We start from the raw sequence: 21,026 nt of genomic DNA, 5'->3' as shown, positions 1-21,026 counted from the left end.
GGAGGGCGTTCATGAGCGAATCGGGGGAGGGCTTGTCGGCCGTCTGCGACGGGCCCCGGGTGGACGTGATCATCGCCGCCTGGAACCGGGCCGATACCATCGAACGGGCCATCCGCTCCGCGCTGGATCAAGAGGGGCTGGGGCGGGTAGTGGTGGTCGATGACGCGTCGATCGACGACACCTTGGCCCGGATCGAAGCCCTGGCCCGCGCGGACGCCCGGGTGGTGGCCGTCGGCCTGCCGGTCAACCGGGGGCCGGCGGCGGCCCGCAACGCGGCCCTGGCCCTGGCGTGCGCCCCCTTCGTGACGATTCTGGACGCCGACGATTACCTGCTGCCAGGCCGGCTTGTCGGGCTGATGGCCTGGGCGTCCGATCAGGATTTTGTCGCCGATGACTTGGTGCGGGTCGAGGACCATTCCCTTGGTCCGGCGACGACGCCGTCAGTGTCGGACCAGGCGGCCTTCGCGCCGTGGTCGTTGGATTTTGAAACCTTCGTGCGGGGCAACATCGCGCGGCGTGGGCGGCCGCGTCGGGAGCTTGGTTTTTTCAAACCCCTGATCCGGCTGGAATTCCTGCGTCAGCACGCTCTTGCCTACGACGAAGGTCTGCGGCTGGGCGAGGATTTCGACCTGTATGCCCGGGCGCTGCGGGCCGGCGCCCGTTTTCGGGTGGTGCCGGCCCTGGGGTATGTCAGCGTCACGCGTGTCGGTTCGTTGAGCGGTCGCCACGGGCGGACCGACCTGCAACGCCTTCTGGAACGGACCCTGGCGCTTGACGGTCCCGGCCTCAGCCGCCGGGAGCGGATCGCCCTGGCCGCCCTCGGGCGCAGCCTGGATGCCCGGATTCAGTGGCTGCTGTTGATCGACGCGGTCAAGGCCCGGGAGTGGGGGGGCATGGTCCGGCCGTTTCGGCGCTCGTTCACCGTCACCGGTTTTCTGCTCGCCAACTTGGGCGACCAGGTGGTGCGACGCAGCTTTTCTTGCCTGCGAGGTTTTTGGGAGACAAGGCGATGACGACTCCGATCGCGATCAGCGTCATCATGGCCTGTCGCAATGCCGGCCGTTTCTTGGATGCCGCCTTGCGCTCGGTCCGCGCCCAAAGCCTGGGCGACATCGAAATCCTGGTGGTGGACGACGCATCCACCGACGATACCGCCCGGCGCTGCCTGGCCCATGCCGCCCAGGATCCCCGAATTCGTCTTCTGCGCGGGCAGGGCGTCGGACCGGGGGCCGCTCGCGCCTTGGCCGTTGCCGCTGCCCGGGGCGCGTGGCTTGCGATCGTCGATGCCGACGATCTGATCCACCCCCGCCGGCTTGAGCTGTTGCACGCCGAAGGAGAGGCCAGCGGTGCCGAGATCGTCGCCGACACCGTGATCGCCTTCCATGACCAACCCGGTTACCGCCGGGCTTTCCCCCTGTTGCAAGGCGCCGCTTGGACCCGTCTCACCGAGATTTCCCTCCCGGCTTACATCGACGCCAACCGTTTGTTTGAGCGCGTGCCGTCCCTTGGATACCTGAAGCCCCTGATACGGCGCCAGTGGCTGGCTGAAACCGGGATTGAATACGATCCTGACTTGCGCATCGGCGAAGATTACGACCTGATGGTTCGTCTGTTGGCGGCCGGGGGGCGGTTTCGGGTCATTCCGACCCCTCTTTATCTGTACCGCCGTCATGCCGGATCCACATCGCACCGCATGCGCAGTGCGGATATCGAGGCCTTGCATGCGGCGGGAGAGCGGTTTCTTGCCGGATTGCCCGACGGCGACGCCCGTGTCGCGGCCCGGCGGCGCCAGGTCTCGTTGCGAACGGCGCTTCATTTCTCCCGCGCGGTCGATGCCCTGAAGCAGGGGCAAGCCCTGCAGGCGGCCCGCCTGTGCGTGAGCCGGCCCCGGGCCGGGGTGTTGCTGGCCCGGGCCCTGGCGGCGGCGGTGCGCAATCGGCTGCAACCGGCCTGGAGGCGCCTGGCTCCGCCAGGCCGGCGTCCGCCCGACGTTCTGGTGCTGGGCCCGGATCGGCGCACGGCAACGGACACCCTGGCCCGGTTGCGGGCCGCCGGACTGCGTTCGAGGTATCTGGCCACTCCGCCAGGGGCGGACCAAAGGGGGCTTGAGGCCGTGTCCGCGTCCTGCCTGGTGGGACTCGCCACGACTCTCGCCGGCCTTGACCCGCCCCCCAGACTGATTGCCGCCGAGCCTCTTGCCAGCGACTTGCGGCCGTTCCTCATTCCCGGCGTTTACGAGGATGCCCCAAGTGCGTGAAATCGGACGGGCCATCGGACCCGGAAACAGGGCCTTGGTGCGGGAAGGGACGTGTTTTCAGCGGCGCTGCCGGCCGGTGATGCCCTGCCAAAGACCCGCCAGCACTCTTCGGCGGCGGGGCGGCGTGGCCACGACCACCGTTCCCCCGTGGTGGGTCGGTTCCTCGTCCTGGCACGGAGCCAGGGGCCTGTCCTCGCCTTCCGGAGCGGGCAGGGGCACGTCGGGATGTGGCTTGGAAGGGGCCTCCGACGCGGGCGTTTCCTTTGGGGCGGGCGTCTCCTCCGGGGCGGGGGGGCTTCCGCTCGCCGCCGGGACAACCGCCGGCGCAACCGGAAACGAAGGGGCCGGAATTTCCTCGGGAGAGGGGTAGCGGGCGAGAATTTCGGTTTCCAGGCGGGAGCGATCCCATTCGGGCGGAATGGCGGTAAAAGGGCTGAGCCCGGTTTCGGTGCGATCAAGCACGACGTCTATGATCGTTGGAGCCTCGATTTTTGAAAAGTCTTCCGAGAATCCGTACACCAAGGCCACATCGCAGAGAAGATTGATCAGGCGGGGGACCCCGTTGGTGAAATAGTGTACAGCCGCGCAGCCTGAGTGTGTAAAAATTTCAGATGACGAACCTGCAATTGTAAGTCGATGGCGAATGTAAAGGGCTGTTTCAATGGCACTTAAGGGGGTGAGGTGGTAGTGAACCGATATTCTTTGAACAAACTGCCTCAGTTCTGGTTTTTTGAGATTTTCAAGAAGCTCCGGCTGTCCAAGAAGGATTATTTGGATAATTAAATCTGTTTCGTTGTTGATGTTCGACATCATGCGCAGATGTTCAAGATTTTCGACGGTCAAATTCTGTGCTTCATCGACAATCAGGACCGTTCTTTTACCTTTCGCATACTGATCAAGAAGAAATTCCAGTAATTTTTCGTGTAACTGGACGGGGTCAAGCCCATGGTGATTTACGTCTAGAGCGGTCGCGACCCACATCATCAAATGTCCGTACGTCGAGCCGGAGTTGGTGATGAGGCCGACGGTCACGTCGGGATGATCCTGTTTCAGATACCTTCGAATCAGGGTTGTCTTGCCAGATCCGACATCACCGCTGATCACGATAAAGCCGGCCTGACTCATCAATCCGTAGTCAAGCAGGTTTATCGCTTGTTTGTGCTTCCGGCTGGGAAACAGGAATTCCGCATCCGGGAGCAGTGAAAAAGGTTTGCGATTCAGGCTGTAAAAATTTTCGTACATTTTGAATGTTCCAGATGAAACAAAACAACTCTCTCTTCGGAATGGCCAGCCGGATTTCTCCTTGCCTCCCCTTTACACAATAGGCCAATTCGCGGCAAATTATGATAAATTTTTTGAAATTCGGCTGGGATTGCCAGGGTACTGTGACGGGGTCGGGCGGGTGGCGTCAGGAAGCGGTGGGCGCCCTCCGTTCGGAGCTCTGTCCTTCCGTGCGCAGGGGCCCTGTCCTCTTCGGTTGTGCCGTGGGCGGGAGGGGGCGGCGAGGAAAAAATATGCGATCAATATGCGTAAAATTATCTCTATTCCAGTTTTCTGGACTGAGATATAAGCTTTCGGGTGAGTGAAGAGGCGTCTGCATCCATTTAGGGCTGAATCTTATTTAGTTGCGTTCTGATTGCTGATCTGCGTGAAGCCGTCCCCCGAGGGGGCACCGCTGCCAAGACGGGGGACGCTTTGTCGCCAACGAGTGGCCCTCGGAAATCAAGGGGCCCCTGGAGAGCCGAGGATATGCGTTTCAAGACCGTTTTTTTCGACGGAGACCTTCTGTCGGGGGGGCGCGCCAGGACGGCCGCGTTTCTTCCGAACAGGGCCTTCGGAGGGACTCTTCCAGGGCCTGCGGTGGGGTGCGGCGGTGTCGCGACCGCCTGGCCATCGCCTGATGGGGCTCCGAATGCCTGATTCCCTTGTGATCCTGTCGCCCCATGGTATCGAGCGATACGGTCTTGCCCTGTCCGTGGTGTTTTATCTCTTCTTGTCGGTCGTGGCCTGGAAAGGGCTTGCCTCGCGCCTCGGACGGACGTGTCTGGGAGGGGCGTGCCTTGTGACGGCGGCCAGGGGGGTGGGAGCGCTTGTGCCGGTGGGGCCGATTGGTTTGCTGGTGCTTGAACTGGGTCGCGCCAGTGCCTTGGTCCTGGTGCTGTTGCTGTCCGGCGTGGGGGACAAGGGGATCGCGAGGCGGCGGGTCGGGGGGCTCCCCCTTCTGATCCTGGTCGGGGCCGTGCTGTGCGTGCCGCTGGCGGGAGCCGGGTTTGCCCTGGCCGATCCGCACCGGGCGTGGACCTATGGGGCCGTTTTGCACATCCTCTTGGACGTTGCCCTGATCTTGCTCGTCGAATCCCTTCTGCATGGCTCGGTGGAGCAGGCGAACACCCCGGAACGGATATTCTTCCTGACCCTGGGGGGGCTTGGTATTTTCGATCTTTTTTATTACGTTCGTCTTATTCTGGTAGGAGAAGTCGATCCCTGGTTCGACGCCACCCGCTCGGTCGTCATTGCCCTGTCGGCGCTTGTTCTGGCCGGCGTGATGCTGTGGCCGGGCCGGCGGCCGTTCGGCCTGTCCCGACGAATGGTTTTTCAATCGACGATGCTGATCGGGGCCGGGACCTATCTGATTTTGATGTCGTTCCTGGGGACGTACCTGCGCTTGTGGAGCGACGACTGGGGGCGTACCGCCCAAGTCCTGTTCTTGGGGCTGGCCGCGACCTTGCTGTTGCTGGTGTTGCGCTCCGCCTCGGTCCGGGCCCGATTGTCGGTGTTGATCGGCAAGCATTTTTTTCGCCTCAAGTACGATTACCGGGAGGTTTGGCTCAATTTCATCGGGAAAATGGCGTCGCCGAATTCGACGGTTTCGTTGCAGAACCGGGCGTTGCAGGCGGTGGCCGAGGCCGTGCATTGCCAGGGGGGGGTGTTGTGGATCTTGCAGCGGCCGATCGATCTTTACACGGCCGCCGCGACCTTGAACCTGACCACCGACGTGCCGACCATCGCCGGCGATGAACCGCTGATTGGCTTTTTGAATCGCACCGGCTGGATCATCGACATCGGCGAGTGTCTGGCCGAGCCGGAGCGGTACGACGGTCTGATCTTGCCCGCGTGGTTCGCCGAGACTCCCCGGCTTTGGGTGATCGTCCCGTTGCTGCACAACCGGGTTCTTGAGGCGGTGATGGTCTTGGGGCAGGCACGCTCCGCCCCGAGGTGTCTGGGGTGGGAGGAATTCGATCTGTTGAAGACGGTGGGGGCCCAGGTGGCCGGCTATCTGGCGGAAGAACGCGCGTCGCGCGAGCTGATGGATACCCGCCGGCTGGCCGAATTCAATCGCCGCTTCGCCTTCGTCGTTCATGATATCAAGAACGTCGTGACTCAGTTGTCGCTGATGGTCCAAAACGCCGAGCAGCACGGCGCCGACCCGTGTTTTCAAGAAGACATAATCGTGACCGTCGCCGACGCGGCCCAACGCCTGAAAACGATGCTGGTGCACCTGGGCAAGGAGAGCGACGGGGGGCGGCGGGATCTTCCCTTGGCGGGCTTCGACCTGGGGGCGGTCGGCGCGGCGGTGGCGCGACACTGGCGAACGTCGTTCCCGACGCTGATCTTCAAGGCGCCGCCCGACGAAGTGGCCGTCGTGGGGGCGTCCGAGCAACTGGCGGTCGCTCTCGACCACCTGATTCAGAATGCCATCGACGCGGCCGGGCCGCGAGGTCGTGTCGTCCTTGAGGTCCGCGCTTGCGCCGATAGTGGGGTGATCGAGGTTGTCGACGATGGCCCGGGCATGACGCCGGAGTTCGTCCGGGATCGTCTGTTCCGTCCCCTTGAAACCAGCAAGCCCCAGGGCAGTGGAGTCGGTGCCTATCAGGCCATGCAACTGATTCGCGATATGAAGGGGCGCCTGGAGGTGGAAACCCGCCCCGGAACGGGAACCAGCATGCGGATCCGACTTGCCCGTCTTCCCGTCGGGACCACCGCCGACTCCGTCAAGGCAGAGGTCTAGCATGGCGTCCGAACCGTCCGATCTGCCGCGCATCCTTATTGTCGACGACGAGCGAAGTTTGCGAGTGCAACTGAAATGGGCGCTTTCGGCCTATCCGGTTCTGCTGGCCGGAGATCGAGGCTCGGCGCTGGAACTCTTTGAACGCGAAAGACCGCCCATTGTCATTCTCGACCTCGGCTTGCCCCCCGATTGCGACAATGCCACCGAGGGTCTGGCCATCCTGCGCGAAATCCAGGCCCGCCAACCGTTGACCCGGGTCATCGTCGCTTCGGGCAATCAAGACCGGCGCAATGCTCTGATGGCGATCGGCCTGGGCGCGTGTGACTATTACGCCAAGCCCATTGATGCCGCCGTGCTGGGGGTGATGGTGGAGCGGGCCTGGAATTACTACAAGCTGCAATCCGACCTGCAAGCGCTACCTTCCGGGGCGGACGATGCGCCGGTCGCTTCCACGGCGGCCGGCTTGGTGGCCAGCAGTCCCGCAATGCACAAGGTCTGTTCCCTGGCCCGCCAGGCGGCGGCATCGACCGTCAGCGTTTTATTGACCGGGGAAAGCGGGTCGGGCAAGGACATGCTGGCCAAGGCCATCCATGGCTGGAGTCCGCGAGCGGAAGGACCCTTCATCGCGATCAACTGCGCGGCGATTCCAGACGCGTTGCTTGAAAGTGAATTGTTCGGTCACGAAAAGGGGGCCTTCACGGGAGCCGTGGGGCGGGTCATCGGCAAGGTGGAGCAAGCCCACGCCGGCACCTTGTTCCTGGACGAAATCGGGGACATGCCCTTGGCCTTGCAAGCGAAGCTGCTGCGCTTCCTTCAGGAGAAGACGATTGATCGCGTTGGCGGACGGCGGCCCATTGCGGTTGATGTCCGCGTCGTTGCCGCGACGAACAAAAACCTGGAGGCAATGCGTAACGATGGTCGCTTTCGCGAGGATCTGTTCTTCCGTTTGAACGAATTCGATATCGCGCTGCCTCCTTTGCGCGAGCGGCCCGAGGACATTGTGCCCATTGCCCGCCATTTGCTGACCAAGCACCGCCACACGGTTGCGACACCGCCACAGGCGTTTTCCCCCACCGCCCTCGACCGGATGCAGGCGTATGCCTGGCCCGGCAACGTGCGCGAGATGGAAAACCGGATCAAGCGGGGCATCGTGGTCGGGCAGGGGGTCATCACGGCCGAGGACCTGGGATTGGCCTCCTTTCCCGTCGACGGCGCCCTGGAGACCGGGGCGGCGCCGATGGATCAAGGCGACGACCTGCCGACCTTGCGGGCCGCTCGGGAAGACGCCGAGCGCCACCTGATCAACCGGACGTTGGCCATGACCGACAACAATATTCAGAAGGCGGCGCGTATCCTGGGGGTCAGCCGTCCGACTCTTTATTCCCTGATCAAGTCCTTGGGAATCCCCCGGGGGGATGAATAGGGCGCCGGATGGGGCGGCGATCAAGGCGGTTGCCTGGCCATCGCATGAATGCGGGCCGGCATGGTTGACGGACCGGGGTGGTGTTCGAACAGGAGGGGCGCGATGTTCGCGATGAAGTCCGTGGTGTTCGGTTTGGGAGTGATCGTGCCCCTGGCGCTGATCGCCGGGAGCGCCCATGCCGAGATGGATTACCGTTGCCTGACGGCCTGCATCAATGTCGCCAAGGGAACGCACGGCGGCTGCCAGAGGCGATGTTCCTTCCAGGGGACCGAGGCGGCTGGTTCTCAAGGCGAGACGGTTATTTCCCTTCAACGGCGGGTTTTGGGTACCGTGCAGGTCGAGGGGGTGCCACTGACCCTTGCTCCCTCGGTGGCGGTTGGCGCGACGACCGCCGTGACGCGGCCGACGAACGGCTATCTCCAGACCCACCGGGTGTTGCTGGCCCCGATTCCCGTGGATGTGGCGCCCGAGCTGGTGGAGGGGGGGACCCCCACCGTTGACTTGACGGAAACCTCGATGGAAGACCGGATCCGGTCTTGGGCGCCCTCGACGGGGGCCCGAGCTCCAAGTCGCATTCCCACGGTATCGCGCGTCAACTACACCTGTCTCTCGTCATGCGTGAAGAGCGGGTACCAGTACCAGAACTGCCGGGCGCAATGCACGCCCCCGGAAACGTGGTCGGCCCCGGCTCCGAGAAAGGACGCGCGGACCGTGGACCGCTTCCCCTTCCTGGTGGGCTTTGGCCAATGATTTGCCGGGGCCTTCCCTTGCCCGGCTTGGTCTTGGGGCTGGTCGCGGCAAGTGTCGCGAGCGGGTGCGCGGCCCCGGAACGCTTGGTTCTTTCAATCGAATCGACTCCTCCAGGAGCACACTGCGAACTGATCCGCGGCAACATTCAGTTGGGAGGGATGACGACCCCCGGCCGCGTTCACGTTTCGCCGTCGAGGCAGGACATCCAGGTCGTGTGCAGCAAGCCTGGCTACCGCGACGCCTTGTTCCTCATCCCTTCAGAAGAGGCCGGGTTCGAGGCGAGCGATCTTTTGCTTCCCATGGCGTCGACCATGAAATCATTGAAAGGGCATCGAAATGGGTACCAGACCTCCACTCGGATCGAGCTGGTGCGCGTGGCGGATCGCTAGGGTGCTGGTCGTGCTGCCTGTCCTTTCGGCGTGCGGTGTGCCGGTCTTCCTGGTGGCGGATCCCGTGGTGAATGCCGGGCTGGGCCTGGACCGCGATGCCCTGCGCGAGGATGCCCAGGAGCTGACCGACAAGCTCAACGCGAATCTGGCGGTGGAGCCGGATCTGGAGTCGGTGACGGTGATCGCCGCCCTTGACCGGCGTCCGCCGTCCGAAGGCATGGGGCGGGTGTGCTACCTTGTCGCGTCTGGTGATGTGGCAAGAGAGGAAAACGCGCGCAGATTGCGAGAACGGCTTCAGGCCTGGGTGGGATCCGACTGTCGGGGCGTGGTCAATCTTTCCCAGGTCTCATGGCCGGGGTCGCCCCGGACTCGGGGGAGCATCCTGTTGTCCACGGCCGACGAACGGTCCGTCGAGACGCCTGCCCCTCGGGTCTCTCCCTGACGGAACGCGTGAAGTCTTGCGCCGGAACCGGCTTACGCATCCTATTGTTTTGTTTTTACGGTGTTTTTTGACCTGGTACCGTTCATTCGGAGAGAGGTGCCAACGGGGCTTGACGCGCGTTTTTGTTGCAAAAGCCATCTTTTTTGGGTAAGTTCAGATGAGTTGATTTTATCGCAAATTTTATCTTTTTCTGATTAGTCTCAACGATTATATACACTTGTTTTTGTAGCCGCCTTTTGGGGATCGGTGGTTCGTGGCGTGTCTCGTTCATCGAGCAGGATAGGGAGGGGAACATGATCAGAGTGCACACCAAACTCGCGCGGATGGGGCGAGCCGCTGCGCTTGGCGTGGGTCTTGGTGGACTGGTCTTGCTGGCCACCCCGTTGACGGGGCGTGCCCAGGACGGCGCGTCTGTCCCGGAGATGGGGGAAGAGTCGGCGGTCTACACCATCAACCCGGGAGACGTGTTGCAGGTAACGGTGTGGAAAGAAGAAGGGCTGGATCGGGAGTGCCTTGTCGTCCCCGATGGGTCCATTTCCTTTCCACTGATCGGGGGCATCAAGGCCAGTGGCAAGACCACCGAGCAACTGCGGGCGGATCTGGAAGCGGCGATCTCTCCGATGATCCGCGACACTCACATCACTGTGACGGTCAAGGCGGCCCTTGGTAACTCGGTGTCCGTTCTGGGGCAGGTGGCCCGGCCGGGGGACGTGGTGTTGTCGCGTCCGACCACGGTGTTGCAGGCCCTCAGTCAGGCCGGCGGCCTGACTCCGTACGCCGCCGAGGGCAGGATTATCGTCATCCGCTCGGAAAACCAGAAGGAAACCGCCATTTCCTTCGCCTACGACGACGTGGCGCGCGGGGAGGCGCTCGAAACCAATATCTTGCTGCGCCCGGGCGATACGATTCTCGTCCCGACGGAATCCTTGTTCTAGGGGCGGGTCGATGCGTCACGCCGTGCGTCTCAACTCCCGAGGGCCGCTTGCCCTGTTGGTCGTTGTTGCCAGTGTCCCGGCGGGCGGGGCCGTTCTTGCCCAGGCGCAAGAGGCGACGACGCCGGTTTCAAGCCTGGAGGCGGTCGGTTCCGTTACCGGCCGCTTCGAGACCATCGACAATCCCCTGCTTCAGGTTGGCGCGAGTGACACCTTGTATGGGTGGGTGACCGCCCCCCGGCTGACCGTGACGGGGAGAACGCCCACCACTTCCCTGTCGGTCGATTCGCGCATGGAAGTGGGACTTTACAATCTTGAGGATTATGGCTCCACCGACGCCCACGTTACCGTGAACGGCGCCAACCAGGGACAACGGTGGACCCTGGGCGCGATGGGGCTCGTTGACTACGACACAACCCGTACCAGTGAAGAAACAGGGTCGGGCAACAATATGACCGGGGTTCGCCACACGGGGCTGAGCGTGGCGCCGTTTGTCCGCTACGCGGTGACGCCGGTTGATCAGCTTCAGCTTCAAGGCAGCCTTGCCGATTCGTCCTATTCGGACAAAGCCCTCTACACGGATTACCGGACCACCGGCGCGGGGGCCACGTGGCAGCACGCCTTGTCGCCGATCAGTGCGCTTGTGGCGGCTTTCCAGGTTGGAACCTACGAAACGACCCATGGTCCCGAAACCGTCATTTTCACGTGGTCGCCTCAGGTCGGCTGGAAAGGAGACCTGAGCGAGACGCTGACCGTCGCCGTGATGGCCGGGTATCAAAATTCCAACACTCGCACCGAAGCGACGGCGTTCACCCCCAAAAGCAACGTTTCGGACGGGGATCTGACCTTTTCACTCCAGGCACGCCACCAGTTGGAGCGTAATACCCTTGATCTCAAGCTGGCCAACCAGCTCAACCCGCAAAGCAACGGCAGCCAGTCCCAAACTCTTTCGCTGTCGCTGGCCGACAGCTATGTGATCGAGCCCCGTCTGACCGCGTCCATCCGGGGCTATGTCCAACGCTCCAGCTACGACAGCGTTTCATCCCAAGGTGACACGTATTACGGGAATATTGTCCCTCGTCTCACCTATGCCCTGAGCGAGAACATCAGTCTCGATCTCAGCTATCAGGGGCGCATGCAACAGGCCCTGGATGAAAAGAAAGCTTGGTCAAATGCCGTAATGCTGAGTGTTACCCTGACTTCTGATCAAATGAAGGTTTGGTAATAGGGCGGTCGCCACCTGATCGCAGGGGGAATCCATGGAAGAAATCAACGTTTATCAGTATTTTGCAATCTTCAGGAGAAGATTGATACCGTACCTTGTTACCGTTATTGTTGTTGGTGTTTTGGTCGGGGTTATTGCGTCGAGCTATTCTGTTTATAAATCGGAAGCGATTATCAACGTTCAAGCCCCCGATATTCCGGAAGGAATGACCCTTCCAATCGGGATGGCGCCTCAGCAATTCGCCCAAAGTCTGGCCGACGAGCGAATTGAACAGATCCGTCAAAAAGTGATGGCTTCGGCTGTCCTTGTGGAGATCATTACGAAATTCAATCTATACCCCACCTTGCGCCAGACACGGCCGATGAGCGAGGTGGTTGATCTGATTCGTAGCAAGATCGGTTTGAGCTTCATCAGCGCCGACGTATCGAACCCGGGCATGCTGGCGCGCATGCGCTCGGGACAGGTCGGGGCCTTCGCCTTTCGCCTGAGCTTCACGTATGATCAGCCGCTGCTGGCCCAGCAGGTGGCCAACGACATCGTTTCACGCTTCATTGATGAAGACATGAAAGCACGTCGGGAGACGGCAAGCCAGACGGCGGAGTTCCTTGCCACCCAGCTTGCGGCGCTGGAACAGACCATGAGCCAGCAAGAGCAGGCCCTGGCCGATTTTCGGGAGCAAAATCCGACGGTGCGCCCGGAGTCCCTGCCTTTTTATCAGCAGATGGTCGCCACCATCGGCTTGCAGATTCAAGATGTCGAACGTCAGCTTGCCGCCACGGAGAAGAGTCGGGGGGATTTGCGCGCCCAGATTGCCTCCGTCGAGCCCTATTCCCGCGTCATTGCCGATGGCCAAGTGCTGACCACCCCCGCAGTCCAGCTCAAGGCGCTACGAACCAAGTACAACAGTATGTTGGGGCAGTATGGCGAAAACCATCCAGACGTCCAGAAGCTGCGCAATCAAATAGCGGCGATCGAGGCGGAAGGGCATGGGGGCGGCGGCGGGGATAATTTGCGCGCCCTGATTGAAGATACCCGGACCAACTTGGCCGCGGCCGAGCAGAAGTACGGCCCCAATCACCCTGACGTGGTCGCCCTGCGCAACGAGTTGGTCCGTTATCAACGCCAACTCAAGGCGCATGGATCCACCGGGTCGGCGGGCCTTCGGCGGGATGCCGACAACCCGGCGTATTTGATGTTGATTTCTCAAATCGAAGGGGCGGATGCGCAATACGATGCCCTGGTCAAGCAAATAGAGAGCCTGCGCGGGCAACAAGCCCAGTACATGGAAATTGTCGCCAGCTTGCCGGCCCTTGAAAAACAGTACGAGGTGCTGACCAGGGATTCCGATAGTTCAAAGATGCGCTATCGAGAGTTGATGGACAAGAAGATGGCGGCCGACATGTCGCACCAAATGGAGCAAGGCCGCCGCTCCGAGCGTCTTGAGGTTATCGACCCGCCCGCCCTACCGACTCAGACCGCGCCGGCCCGTCTGAAAATTCTCGGCCTAGGGGTTCTTGCCGCGCTCATGAGCGGGTTCGTCAGTGTTGTCATTTTTGAAATCGCGGATCGCACCCTCCATGGCTCGACCCAGATCGTGCGTCTGGTCGGGCAGCCGCCTCTGGTGGCCATTCCCCATATTGTGACTTCCGCGGAGCGAGCCCGCTTTCGCCGGGTTGTTGCCCTGGTCGCCGTGGGGGGGATCGTGTCCGCAACGGCTTTGCTGATTGCCTTTGACCGCACGATTATGCCGCTGGACGTGGTTGTGACCGTCGTCATGCGCAAGCTTGGACTGACCGCGCTGCCCATCGCCGACTTCACCCACGCCATCATCCAGAAAATCGGCTTGTAAAAGAGAGACGAACGCCATGGATCGGCTGGAAAAAGCCCTTGAAAAAGCCCGTCAGGCGCGGCAAGAGGCCCACGCGGTCGTCGCTACTCCCCCGGTTTCCTCGTCTCCGGTCGGGGAGGGCGCTCCCCGGCCGGGACCGGCGGCGGGGCTGGTGCCAGTCGACGCGAAGGTATTCGAGCGCAACCGACTTTTTGCTCAGCGTCAACGTGATAATGTCGCCGATATTTTCCGTATCCTTCGGAGCAAGGTTTTACAGATTATCAGCAAATCCAATATCCGAACGTTTGCGGTCACAAGCGCTAATTATGGTGATGGAAAGAGTACCGTCGCTCTGAACCTGGCCATCAGTCTTGCCGCGGATGTCAAGCAGACGGTTCTTGTTGTTGATCTTGATTTGCGCAAGCCAAGCATACACGAGTATCTTGGCATTACGCCTAATGCCGGCTTGGCGGACTATTTTATGCGAGATGTCCCGGTGCCACAATGTTTGGTGCGCCCCGAGATTGAACGTCTGGTGGTTCTGCCGGTCAACGGCGCGATCGATAACTCTTCCGAACTCCTTGGCACCCCCCGCATGGCGGCCCTGGCGCTGGAGCTGAAGGAACGCTATGCCGACCGCATTGTGATCTACGACATGCCACCACTCCTGGTCCAAGACGACGTGATCGCCTTTTTGCCCAATGTCGATGGCGTGTTGCTGGTGGCGCGGGAAGGTAAAACGACGCAAGAAGATCTGACGCAGTGTCTTTATGATCTTCAGAGCACGAACCTTGTCGGCGTTGTGCTGAACGATACTCGCGAAAAAATGGTTCCCGTCTGATTATTAGGCACACGTATCACGGAATGGGAAAGGCCACGGGAGGGAGTACTCATGACGCTGGCAACTTGCAATCCTCCGGCCTTTCCGCAGAATACCGCTACCAAAGGCTCCACGGAAAGGGAACGTGGATGGCGGCTGGGGGCTTTTCTGACCGGCATCACCTGCTTGGGGGTTTTGCTTATTCAGTCTGTCGGCACATATGGGGCTATTCTCTTTCTCGCGCCCCTACCGATTCTTGTCGCCTTGCGGGCCAAGTCATTTTTAGAGGGAGTCAGGCGGGATTTTTTCCTTTTTGTATTCCCTTTCCTGGCGGTGCTTTCCACACTCTGGTCTGTCGCACCTGGCTGGTCTTTGTGGGCCTCCCTGGAGTTGGTGGGGACCGTTATCGTGGGGATCGCCGTCGGTTACTGCGTCCCGTACCGGTCGGTCGTCTTCGGGGTGACGGGGGCGTTGCTTCTCACCGCGCTGGGATCGCTGGCGGTGGGGGTCGCGAACGGCGGCGAAGCGGGGGGCATGGCCGGCTTGTTCCAGAGCAAGAACCAGTTCGCCACCGCTATAGCCTTTTTGCTATTTATCAGCTATACCAACTTGAGCGATCGTTCGATGGGGGCAGGAGTCAGGGCCATCGCCGTGTTCAGCATCCTCCTTTCCATGGTGCTGATCTGGAAAGCCCAGTCCGTCGGGGCGTTGGTCGCTGTTTTTGCCGCCTTTCTGGGGATGCGGATGCTGCGGAAGGTGAGCGAAAAGCCGAAGAGCGTTCGGCGAACGACACTCCTTCTGCTCGCAGGGGGGGGGGGCGTTCTGATTTTGTTTGGTTTCCTGGGGCTACTTCCTCTAACGGATATCCTCTCGGCACTCGGGCGGGATGCCACGCTGACCGGTCGGACTTATTTGTGGCATGAAGCCAAAGGATTCATGGCCCAAAATCCTGTCTTGGGTCTTGGATACCAGGCATTTTGGCGTGGAGAGAATTACGACGCGGTCCGTTTGTGGGATATTTTCGGCCAGCCGCCGGGTGCGGGCTTCCATTTTCACAATATGTATTACAATGTGGGCGTGGACCTGGGGGTGGTTGGTCTATTGATCATTAGCTTGACCATGGTGGTGACGCTGGTTCGATGCATCAAAGCCCTGTTCGTGGATGCGACACCTCGGGTTGTTCTGGCCGTTCTTCTGTTTTTATTCTTGTTGATTCGATCTTTTGTGGAAGTTGATTTGACTTTCCAGTTTACGGGATCCATGCTGTTCTTTTGTCTTGTGTGGGCCTTTTCCCGTATCCCAGACCAGGGGGCTCCATCGGCGGGGTCTCTCGTGGGAGGGGGGCGGAAGAAGGACGCGTCCCATGTATCGATGGCCCTCGGCGGATCGGGCTCCTGAAGGGGGCCCACGCGAGCCTTTTTCTGTTGGCGGCGACCAAAGGCACGAGGCATGCGGCCCTCGTGCGGGGTATCCTGAGCCCTTTTCGTGCCAATGCGGGCATCGGTAGAGCAGGATAGGGGCAACGCCAAAAAAATTAAGCGCATTCTGATTCGTTCTTGATCAGAATGCGCTCGTCAAAATGGGACCTTTGCGGTGGTGAAACCCGTTCATTCCGGATCGAGGGATAAGATCCCTATTTCGGTTTGACTGTGATGTACTGGGCAAACGGGCTGTTGAACAAGCGCTTGCTTGTCAGGGTTCCATTCCCGGGACCAGTGGCATAGGTGGCCCAAATCCACAGGCCATGGTATCCCGGCTCCACCGATGGCGGGATGGTCAGGTTTCCTTTGATGGTGTATGTCTTGCCCCGTTCGAGCGTCGGAATGTTAAGGCTCAGCTTGGCCACGTCTTCCTTGCGTCCGTGATAATCGTTGACATTGCCATAGCTATACAACCCGAATGTGACGTTGCCATTGCCCAACCCGGACGCTCCCACCTTTACCTCGGCTGTGATGGCAAGGGTTTCGCCCGGCTTCGGATTGCTCTTGGAAAGCCGGATGTTCTGAACCGCGAAGGGCAAGGAAGGGGAAGCGGGCAAATCGGTGTATTGGTAGGCCCGAACGTAGGCAACGTCGTGATACAAAGGGAAGGACTGATTATTTTCCAGGTACCCGGCCCAACCCGGTTTCTCCATCGTGCCCCCCGAAATCGCGGTGTTGATGATCATGTACATGGGCATGGCAGGGATTTTTAGTCCTTTGAGGGGGTCATCAGCCGTGCAAAAAACGGTCTTGTTGTCGATCTGATAGACCAAGGACCCGGGGCGCCAGTCAACACTGTAAACATGAAATCCAGTGTATGATTCGTCGTAGCCCTCTGGAGGTGGGGTCTTGTCCCAGGAAACATCGGTGCGATAAAGCGGGATATCGCTACCAATGCTTGGGGCGATAAAGGAATGTTTTCCCAGATTATCCTTCCAGTGAAACGTTGTCTGAGGATAGGATTCCCCATTGCGGTTGTTGCCCCATGGGGCGTAGATGTATTCGTAAATATCGATTTCCGGGGGCCACTCGCCGTTTTCGGGCATCAACCAAAAGGCCGGCCACAGACCATTAGCCTGGGGTAGCTTGGCCAGGATTTCAAACCGGCCATAGGTCTGGGAGAACAGACCCTGGCTCATGATCTGGCCCGAGGTGTAGGCGTGTCCGATGACGTTGCGTCTGTCGGTCTTGATTCTCAGGCCGTAGCCAGGGGTGACGCTGAGTTCATCGGGAACATAAAACTGAAGTTCATGGGACAAGGGGCCATGTTGTCCGACATAGGCCCGCCACTGCGTGCTGTCGATGGTCCCCGATTTTGCGAAATCGGACTCAAAGGTCAACGAGCGGGCCGAGGCCGGTTGAACGGGGGGGCAGGTGTCCACGCCAGCCCAGGCGTCGGGGGAAAAGAACCACACCATAACCGCAGCTGCCGTAATGGCTCTCATGGGAATGCCTCCATCGGGGATGCGATTTGAAGTTGTTAAAGTTTAAGGTTTCTTAAGGCGCAAAACGTAAGCAACGAGAGGTCCTCGTGATGCCGGGCTTTTTGTGGGGGCCCGGTCAGACTCCGGTGGGGCTACAGAAGGGTGGGATAAAGATCATCCCAGTACTGGTTCGCCGGACCCGCCGCGAACAGCTGTTCGGCGGTTTCGTAGGCCTTCCGCCGCATCTGGCGATACCCCTCCGCGGTTTGCGTTGCCGCCACCATTCGGGCCAGCCCTTCTTCGGCCAAGCGGTCGGTTTCCGCCTTGAACAAGGCGCCATACGCCGGCTGGTCGCGGTCGCGGCGGCCGAGATGGACCCATTCGCCCCAGGCATCGGTCTCGAGAGGAAGAAGGAGGCTGTTCTCGCCGTCGCGGATGAACTCGGTCAAGGCCCCCTGAGCCGTCGCCACCACCGGGGTATGATGCGCGAACGCCTCCAGGACGCTAAAGCCAAAGGTATCGCTGAGGGTGGGCAACAGCAGGAAATGGGCCTGGGCAATCTGATCGAGAACGGCCCGGTTCTCCAACGTCCCCAGGTGGTTCACGTTGGGCAGCGACGACAGCAGATCGAAATACGGCGCGAAGAAGCCGCGATCAAGGGGATCAACCCAACTGGATGCGCCGACCTCAAGCGAGGAAATGATCGTCAGGTGCAAGGGAATGGCGCGTTGGTGCGCCAGGTCCGCCATCCGCAGCGCCACCAAACCGCCTTTGCGCGCGAAATGATTGCCGACGAACACAAGGCGCAGGGGCATTCCGGTTTCATGGATGAAAGGATCGGTGGCCTCGGCCAGTTCCGTATTCGGGTACCGAACCCGCACCTTGGCGGCCAGGGTTGCTGCTTCCGGCCCCCCTTCATGTTGGCGCAGGAACTGGGAACGGGCGAACTCGGAAATGGCCACGATGGCCCGGCAGCGTTCACCGGCAAGCATGGACCGCATCCACCGAAACAAGGGGGTCTTTTCCATGCCAAAGGCGCGGGGCAGGTGAGATTCGAAGCCAATCAGGAACGGAAGGGGTTCCAATGGAATTCGGTTGAATCCATGGATCAGATCAAATCCCTTTATAGGAAAAGGATTGAAGGCCGTGATCCCTTCTATTTTATTGGATATATAGTTTCCCGGAAAATAAAGCCGGCGAGAAATATCGTGGCGGGACCGCCGGGGACCGTTGAAGGTCCAAAGATAACGTTGGGGAGCAAGAATGCGAAGGGGCGGGGTCATGGCGTGACACCAGGCTTGAGGAGAGGAAATGGGAAGGCATGAGGGGGCAGGCTGTGGCTGCTATTGAAGTCCCGTGCCACAGTGGTTGAGACGGTGCCTGAGGAGGGGGTAGGCGAGATCCAGGAAGCTGCCGAGCCGGGCGTCGGCCTCCTCTTCCGTTTCATCAGGGAGAACCGCCGTCACTAGGCGAATCAACGATCCGTCGGTGCGGTCTTGAAGCAAAGAGTCGTGAAAAAGCCACCACTTCAGCTCAATCTGGTTTGTGAGAGACCGGCAACGTTGCTGGAACCAGTAGTACACCAATTGCCGGGTCTCGCCTTTTCCAACCAGGACCCGGCGGATGGGCAAGGAAAGGCTGTTTTCAACGGGTAATATCCGTTCGTCATCGGCAAGGACTTTCCAGCCCGCGCTGGGAATGCAACTGGCCGGACTGTGGGTCATGGCGCCGACTCGTTGCTGACCGTAATACGCGACATAAAGATTGACGGGAGGATTTCTCTGGTTGGGCTGGTAGTCTCCTAGAAAATAATCCTGTAATTTTAATGCGCCTAAAACGTCGGCGTCCAGCGTAAGTGGAGATCCGTGCCAATCTCCAAACCTTAACGGGAAATTCGCCACCGGGTGACGATCTCCGACTGGAATGTGGCGCGGGGTGCCGATGCCGGCGCTTGCAAGAACAGCGATGGCTGCCGACAAGACGATCAAGGTCAGCGTGGGGCGCGAGAGCCGCAGCGGACCGGTCCAGAACGGAGGGCGGGGGACGGTCAGGTAATCGAGGCAGATTCGATCCCCCCGGCTCGGCGTGGCAAGGATCACGGCTTCGGCCAGCAAGACCGCGACGCACAATAAGAAGACCACCCACCCCTCGAAATCATGGATGAGTCCTTCCGCCGCGCCCACTCCCCAGCGATCCACCGTGACGCCGATGAGGGTGATTCGCAAGGAATTCATCAAAATGGCGATAGGAATGGTGGACAGAAGCAGGATTATTCTTTTCCATAAATATCCCTTGAAAAAGTAGGCAACAATATACCCGAAGCTTATCATTGGAAAGAGATAACGAAGGCCGCTACATGCCTCGACAACCTGAAGTCGGACGAGGCCAAGATCAATCACATTCCCATCCTGATAAACAGGGATGCGTGCGATTTCTAAAAACAAAACTCCAATATAAGAAGATATTATTTGAAGTTTATTTGACAGCCCAACGAAAAAAATATTGGGAAGAGGAATTGCAAAACAAAGATAGAGAAGAGATGGCCAACATATCCGAAAAATTTGAAATCCCCAAAATCCGACGAGAATGGCCAGAATTCCGACGATTAATCCGTAAAGAGACAGGGCGTTGAAGGTTGAATAGCGTCCGGCAACCAGCAACAAAATGGAGAGCATAAGCAATCCAGCCCCCGCCCAGGAAGGATGGGGCACGGGCCGAGCGTGGGCCATCTGGTGAAGGCCAACCACCAGGGCAACAAACGGAATCAGCGGGCCATGGCTGTATTCATCCGTTTTCCAGACGTCCCACACTCCGGCAAGGGCGTCCGAAAACGTGAACAGCAGCGCTGCCAGGCAGAAAGCCGCTCCCCCCAAAACCACGGCGGGACCACGGGAGGGTGTGGGCAGAAAAAAATCCATGGGATGGTCTCACGGAGCGGACGGACAAGAAAGCGGGCGGGGGGGGCGGCATGATGGAGAAACATCGTGCCGGCCGGGTGCGGGGGTCATGGCGACGCCGTCGTACCCACCAGGGTCGCCACGAAGGCCTCGCAGTCGCTTGTGGCATGGCGGAACAGGCCTCGATCAAGCGTGGACAGATGCGCGGCTTGTTTTTCATAGTCTGCTGGGGTCAGCGCGGCCAGAAAAGCGACCATGGAGTCCGCCAGGGGCTCTTCCAATCGGCCCGTCAAGCCGTGGGCTTCCAACCACCGCCCTGTTTCCACTGTCGCCACCGCCAGCGGCTGGCAATCATGAAGGCAGCTTTCGTACAGCCGATTGGGAAGAAGCCACGCGGAATTCAAGCCGGATTGGAAATAATCGATGGCCCAGCAAAAATGAACTCTTCCGTAAATTTCGGGAAGGTCCCGGCTTTCATAGCGTCCATGCCAGAAAACGTTGGGAAGATCTGCCACTTCCTGGGGAAGTGTCGTGAGAGTGTCGCAGGCGATGATCCCTCGAAGGTCTATTTCAATTAAAGAGGGCGTTCGGCGTGCCACCTCAAGAAGGCAATCAAGGCTGGTTCGGCAGCGCAGGTTGCCAAACCAGCCGATCCGCCAGGGCGGGCCTGACGGGCGGAGCGCGGCTCCCGGGCAGGTGGCGGGAAAAACCTTGTTTTCCACCAGGAGGGCAGGCGGGTGCCCGGCCTGGAAGCGCGCCAAGTAGGAGTGGATAAAGGCGGGGGAACTGACGATCACCAAGCGGCAGGAACGTAAAAGGACACGCTCAATCGCCCGCAATCCCCTTCCCATCGGCGTGCGGCCGACCATCAAGGTGTGGATGTCCAGCAGTTCGTACACTAGCGCGGCGCGAGGAGCGAAAAACCAGCGGGCCAGCCAAGCGAGGAGTAGCATTTCCAGGTTTCGAGCCACGATCACCCGGGCGTCGTGGCAACATCGTCCCCAGTGACCGACGGTCACGGCCGCCCGAATGACCTGTCCGATTCGCCGGACCAGACGAGCATCCCGGGTGCGCCCCAGGGCGCGGGCGGGAAGACCCGCGACCTCTGGCGGGGGAACCGGGCAGCGATGAAAGCCGGCCAGAGTGATC

17 protein-coding genes are annotated in these 21,026 nt (G+C 60.3%); 12 read left to right on the top strand and 5 right to left on the bottom strand.

What is annotated here, in order from left to right:
* The first annotated feature begins 11 nt into the window (after positions 1-11).
* On the top strand, positions 12-1,013 hold the full coding sequence (locus ROR02_RS01340) for a glycosyltransferase family 2 protein (RefSeq protein ID WP_147162205.1): 1,002 nt from the start codon (positions 12-14) through the stop codon (positions 1,011-1,013).
* Positions 1,010-2,257 carry a glycosyltransferase family 2 protein gene (locus ROR02_RS01335; protein ID WP_147162204.1) on the top strand — a complete coding sequence of 416 codons (1,248 nt, stop codon included), beginning with the start codon at positions 1,010-1,012 and terminating at the stop codon, positions 2,255-2,257. Before ROR02_RS01340 ends, ROR02_RS01335 begins: the two co-directional genes overlap by 4 nt.
* 57 nt (positions 2,258-2,314) lie before the next feature.
* Here the strand turns inward: ROR02_RS01335 and ROR02_RS01325 are convergent, their stop codons facing one another.
* Positions 2,315-3,499 carry an ExeA family protein gene (locus ROR02_RS01325; protein WP_218032744.1) on the bottom strand — a complete coding sequence of 395 codons (1,185 nt, stop codon included), beginning with the start codon at positions 3,497-3,499 and terminating at the stop codon, positions 2,315-2,317.
* A 670-nt stretch (positions 3,500-4,169) separates the two neighbouring features.
* Here ROR02_RS01325 and prsK point away from each other — a divergent pair.
* The 10 genes from prsK to ROR02_RS01275 all read left to right on the top strand — a co-directional run bounded on the left by prsK (position 4,170) and on the right by ROR02_RS01275 (position 15,473).
* Entirely contained in the window at positions 4,170-6,266 is a 2,097-nt protein-coding gene (prsK, locus tag ROR02_RS01320; protein ID WP_170244909.1) for an XrtA/PEP-CTERM system histidine kinase PrsK, read from the top strand.
* A gap of 1 nt (position 6,267) precedes the next feature.
* Positions 6,268-7,689 (top strand): PEP-CTERM-box response regulator transcription factor, encoded by a 1,422-nt coding sequence (gene prsR / locus ROR02_RS01315; protein WP_147162202.1) that lies wholly within the window; start codon positions 6,268-6,270, stop codon positions 7,687-7,689.
* A 102-nt stretch (positions 7,690-7,791) separates the two neighbouring features.
* Positions 7,792-8,439, top strand: a complete 648-nt coding sequence (locus tag ROR02_RS01310; protein ID WP_147162201.1) for a hypothetical protein — start codon at positions 7,792-7,794, stop codon at positions 8,437-8,439.
* Between the two features lie 17 nt (positions 8,440-8,456).
* A complete protein-coding gene (locus ROR02_RS01305; RefSeq protein ID WP_147162200.1) occupies positions 8,457-8,828 on the top strand; it encodes a hypothetical protein in 372 nt (123 codons plus the stop codon).
* A gap of 10 nt (positions 8,829-8,838) precedes the next feature.
* Positions 8,839-9,270, top strand: coding sequence for a hypothetical protein (locus ROR02_RS01300; RefSeq protein WP_147162199.1), 432 nt, complete (start codon positions 8,839-8,841; stop codon positions 9,268-9,270).
* Positions 9,271-9,563: 293 nt separating this feature from the next.
* Positions 9,564-10,205 carry a polysaccharide biosynthesis/export family protein gene (locus ROR02_RS01295; protein ID WP_147162198.1) on the top strand — a complete coding sequence of 214 codons (642 nt, stop codon included), beginning with the start codon at positions 9,564-9,566 and terminating at the stop codon, positions 10,203-10,205.
* 10 nt (positions 10,206-10,215) lie between these two features.
* Positions 10,216-11,427: a hypothetical protein gene (locus ROR02_RS01290; protein WP_147162197.1), complete on the top strand. Its 1,212-nt coding sequence runs from the start codon at positions 10,216-10,218 to the stop codon at positions 11,425-11,427.
* 34 nt (positions 11,428-11,461) lie between these two features.
* Positions 11,462-13,276 (top strand): GumC family protein, encoded by a 1,815-nt coding sequence (locus ROR02_RS01285; RefSeq protein ID WP_147162196.1) that lies wholly within the window; start codon positions 11,462-11,464, stop codon positions 13,274-13,276.
* 16 nt (positions 13,277-13,292) lie between these two features.
* Positions 13,293-14,096 (top strand): P-loop NTPase, encoded by an 804-nt coding sequence (locus tag ROR02_RS01280; RefSeq protein ID WP_147162195.1) that lies wholly within the window; start codon positions 13,293-13,295, stop codon positions 14,094-14,096.
* Positions 14,097-14,147: 51 nt separating this feature from the next.
* Positions 14,148-15,473: an O-antigen ligase family protein gene (locus ROR02_RS01275; protein WP_147162194.1), complete on the top strand. Its 1,326-nt coding sequence runs from the start codon at positions 14,148-14,150 to the stop codon at positions 15,471-15,473.
* A 235-nt stretch (positions 15,474-15,708) separates the two neighbouring features.
* Here the strand turns inward: ROR02_RS01275 and ROR02_RS01270 are convergent, their stop codons facing one another.
* The 4 genes from ROR02_RS01270 to ROR02_RS01255 form a co-directional block, all read right to left on the bottom strand.
* Positions 15,709-17,001, bottom strand: a complete 1,293-nt coding sequence (locus ROR02_RS01270) for a glycoside hydrolase family 16 protein (protein WP_147162193.1) — start codon at positions 16,999-17,001, stop codon at positions 15,709-15,711.
* A gap of 131 nt (positions 17,002-17,132) precedes the next feature.
* Positions 17,133-17,972 carry a glycosyltransferase gene (locus tag ROR02_RS01265; protein WP_170244908.1) on the bottom strand — a complete coding sequence of 280 codons (840 nt, stop codon included), beginning with the start codon at positions 17,970-17,972 and terminating at the stop codon, positions 17,133-17,135.
* 351 nt (positions 17,973-18,323) lie between these two features.
* On the bottom strand, positions 18,324-19,898 hold the full coding sequence (xrtD, locus tag ROR02_RS01260) for a VPLPA-CTERM-specific exosortase XrtD (RefSeq protein ID WP_147162191.1): 1,575 nt from the start codon (positions 19,896-19,898) through the stop codon (positions 18,324-18,326).
* A gap of 86 nt (positions 19,899-19,984) precedes the next feature.
* On the bottom strand, positions 19,985-20,854 hold the full coding sequence (locus ROR02_RS01255; RefSeq protein WP_170244907.1) for a glycosyltransferase family protein: 870 nt from the start codon (positions 20,852-20,854) through the stop codon (positions 19,985-19,987).
* Between the last annotated feature and the right edge of the window lie 172 nt (positions 20,855-21,026).

The organism is Pararhodospirillum oryzae (assembly GCF_007992075.1).
Taxonomy (GTDB): domain Bacteria; phylum Pseudomonadota; class Alphaproteobacteria; order Rhodospirillales; family Rhodospirillaceae; genus Pararhodospirillum; species Pararhodospirillum oryzae.
The sequence above is the reverse complement of the archived record's forward strand: the minus strand, read 5'-3'. Positions and strand labels throughout refer to the sequence as shown.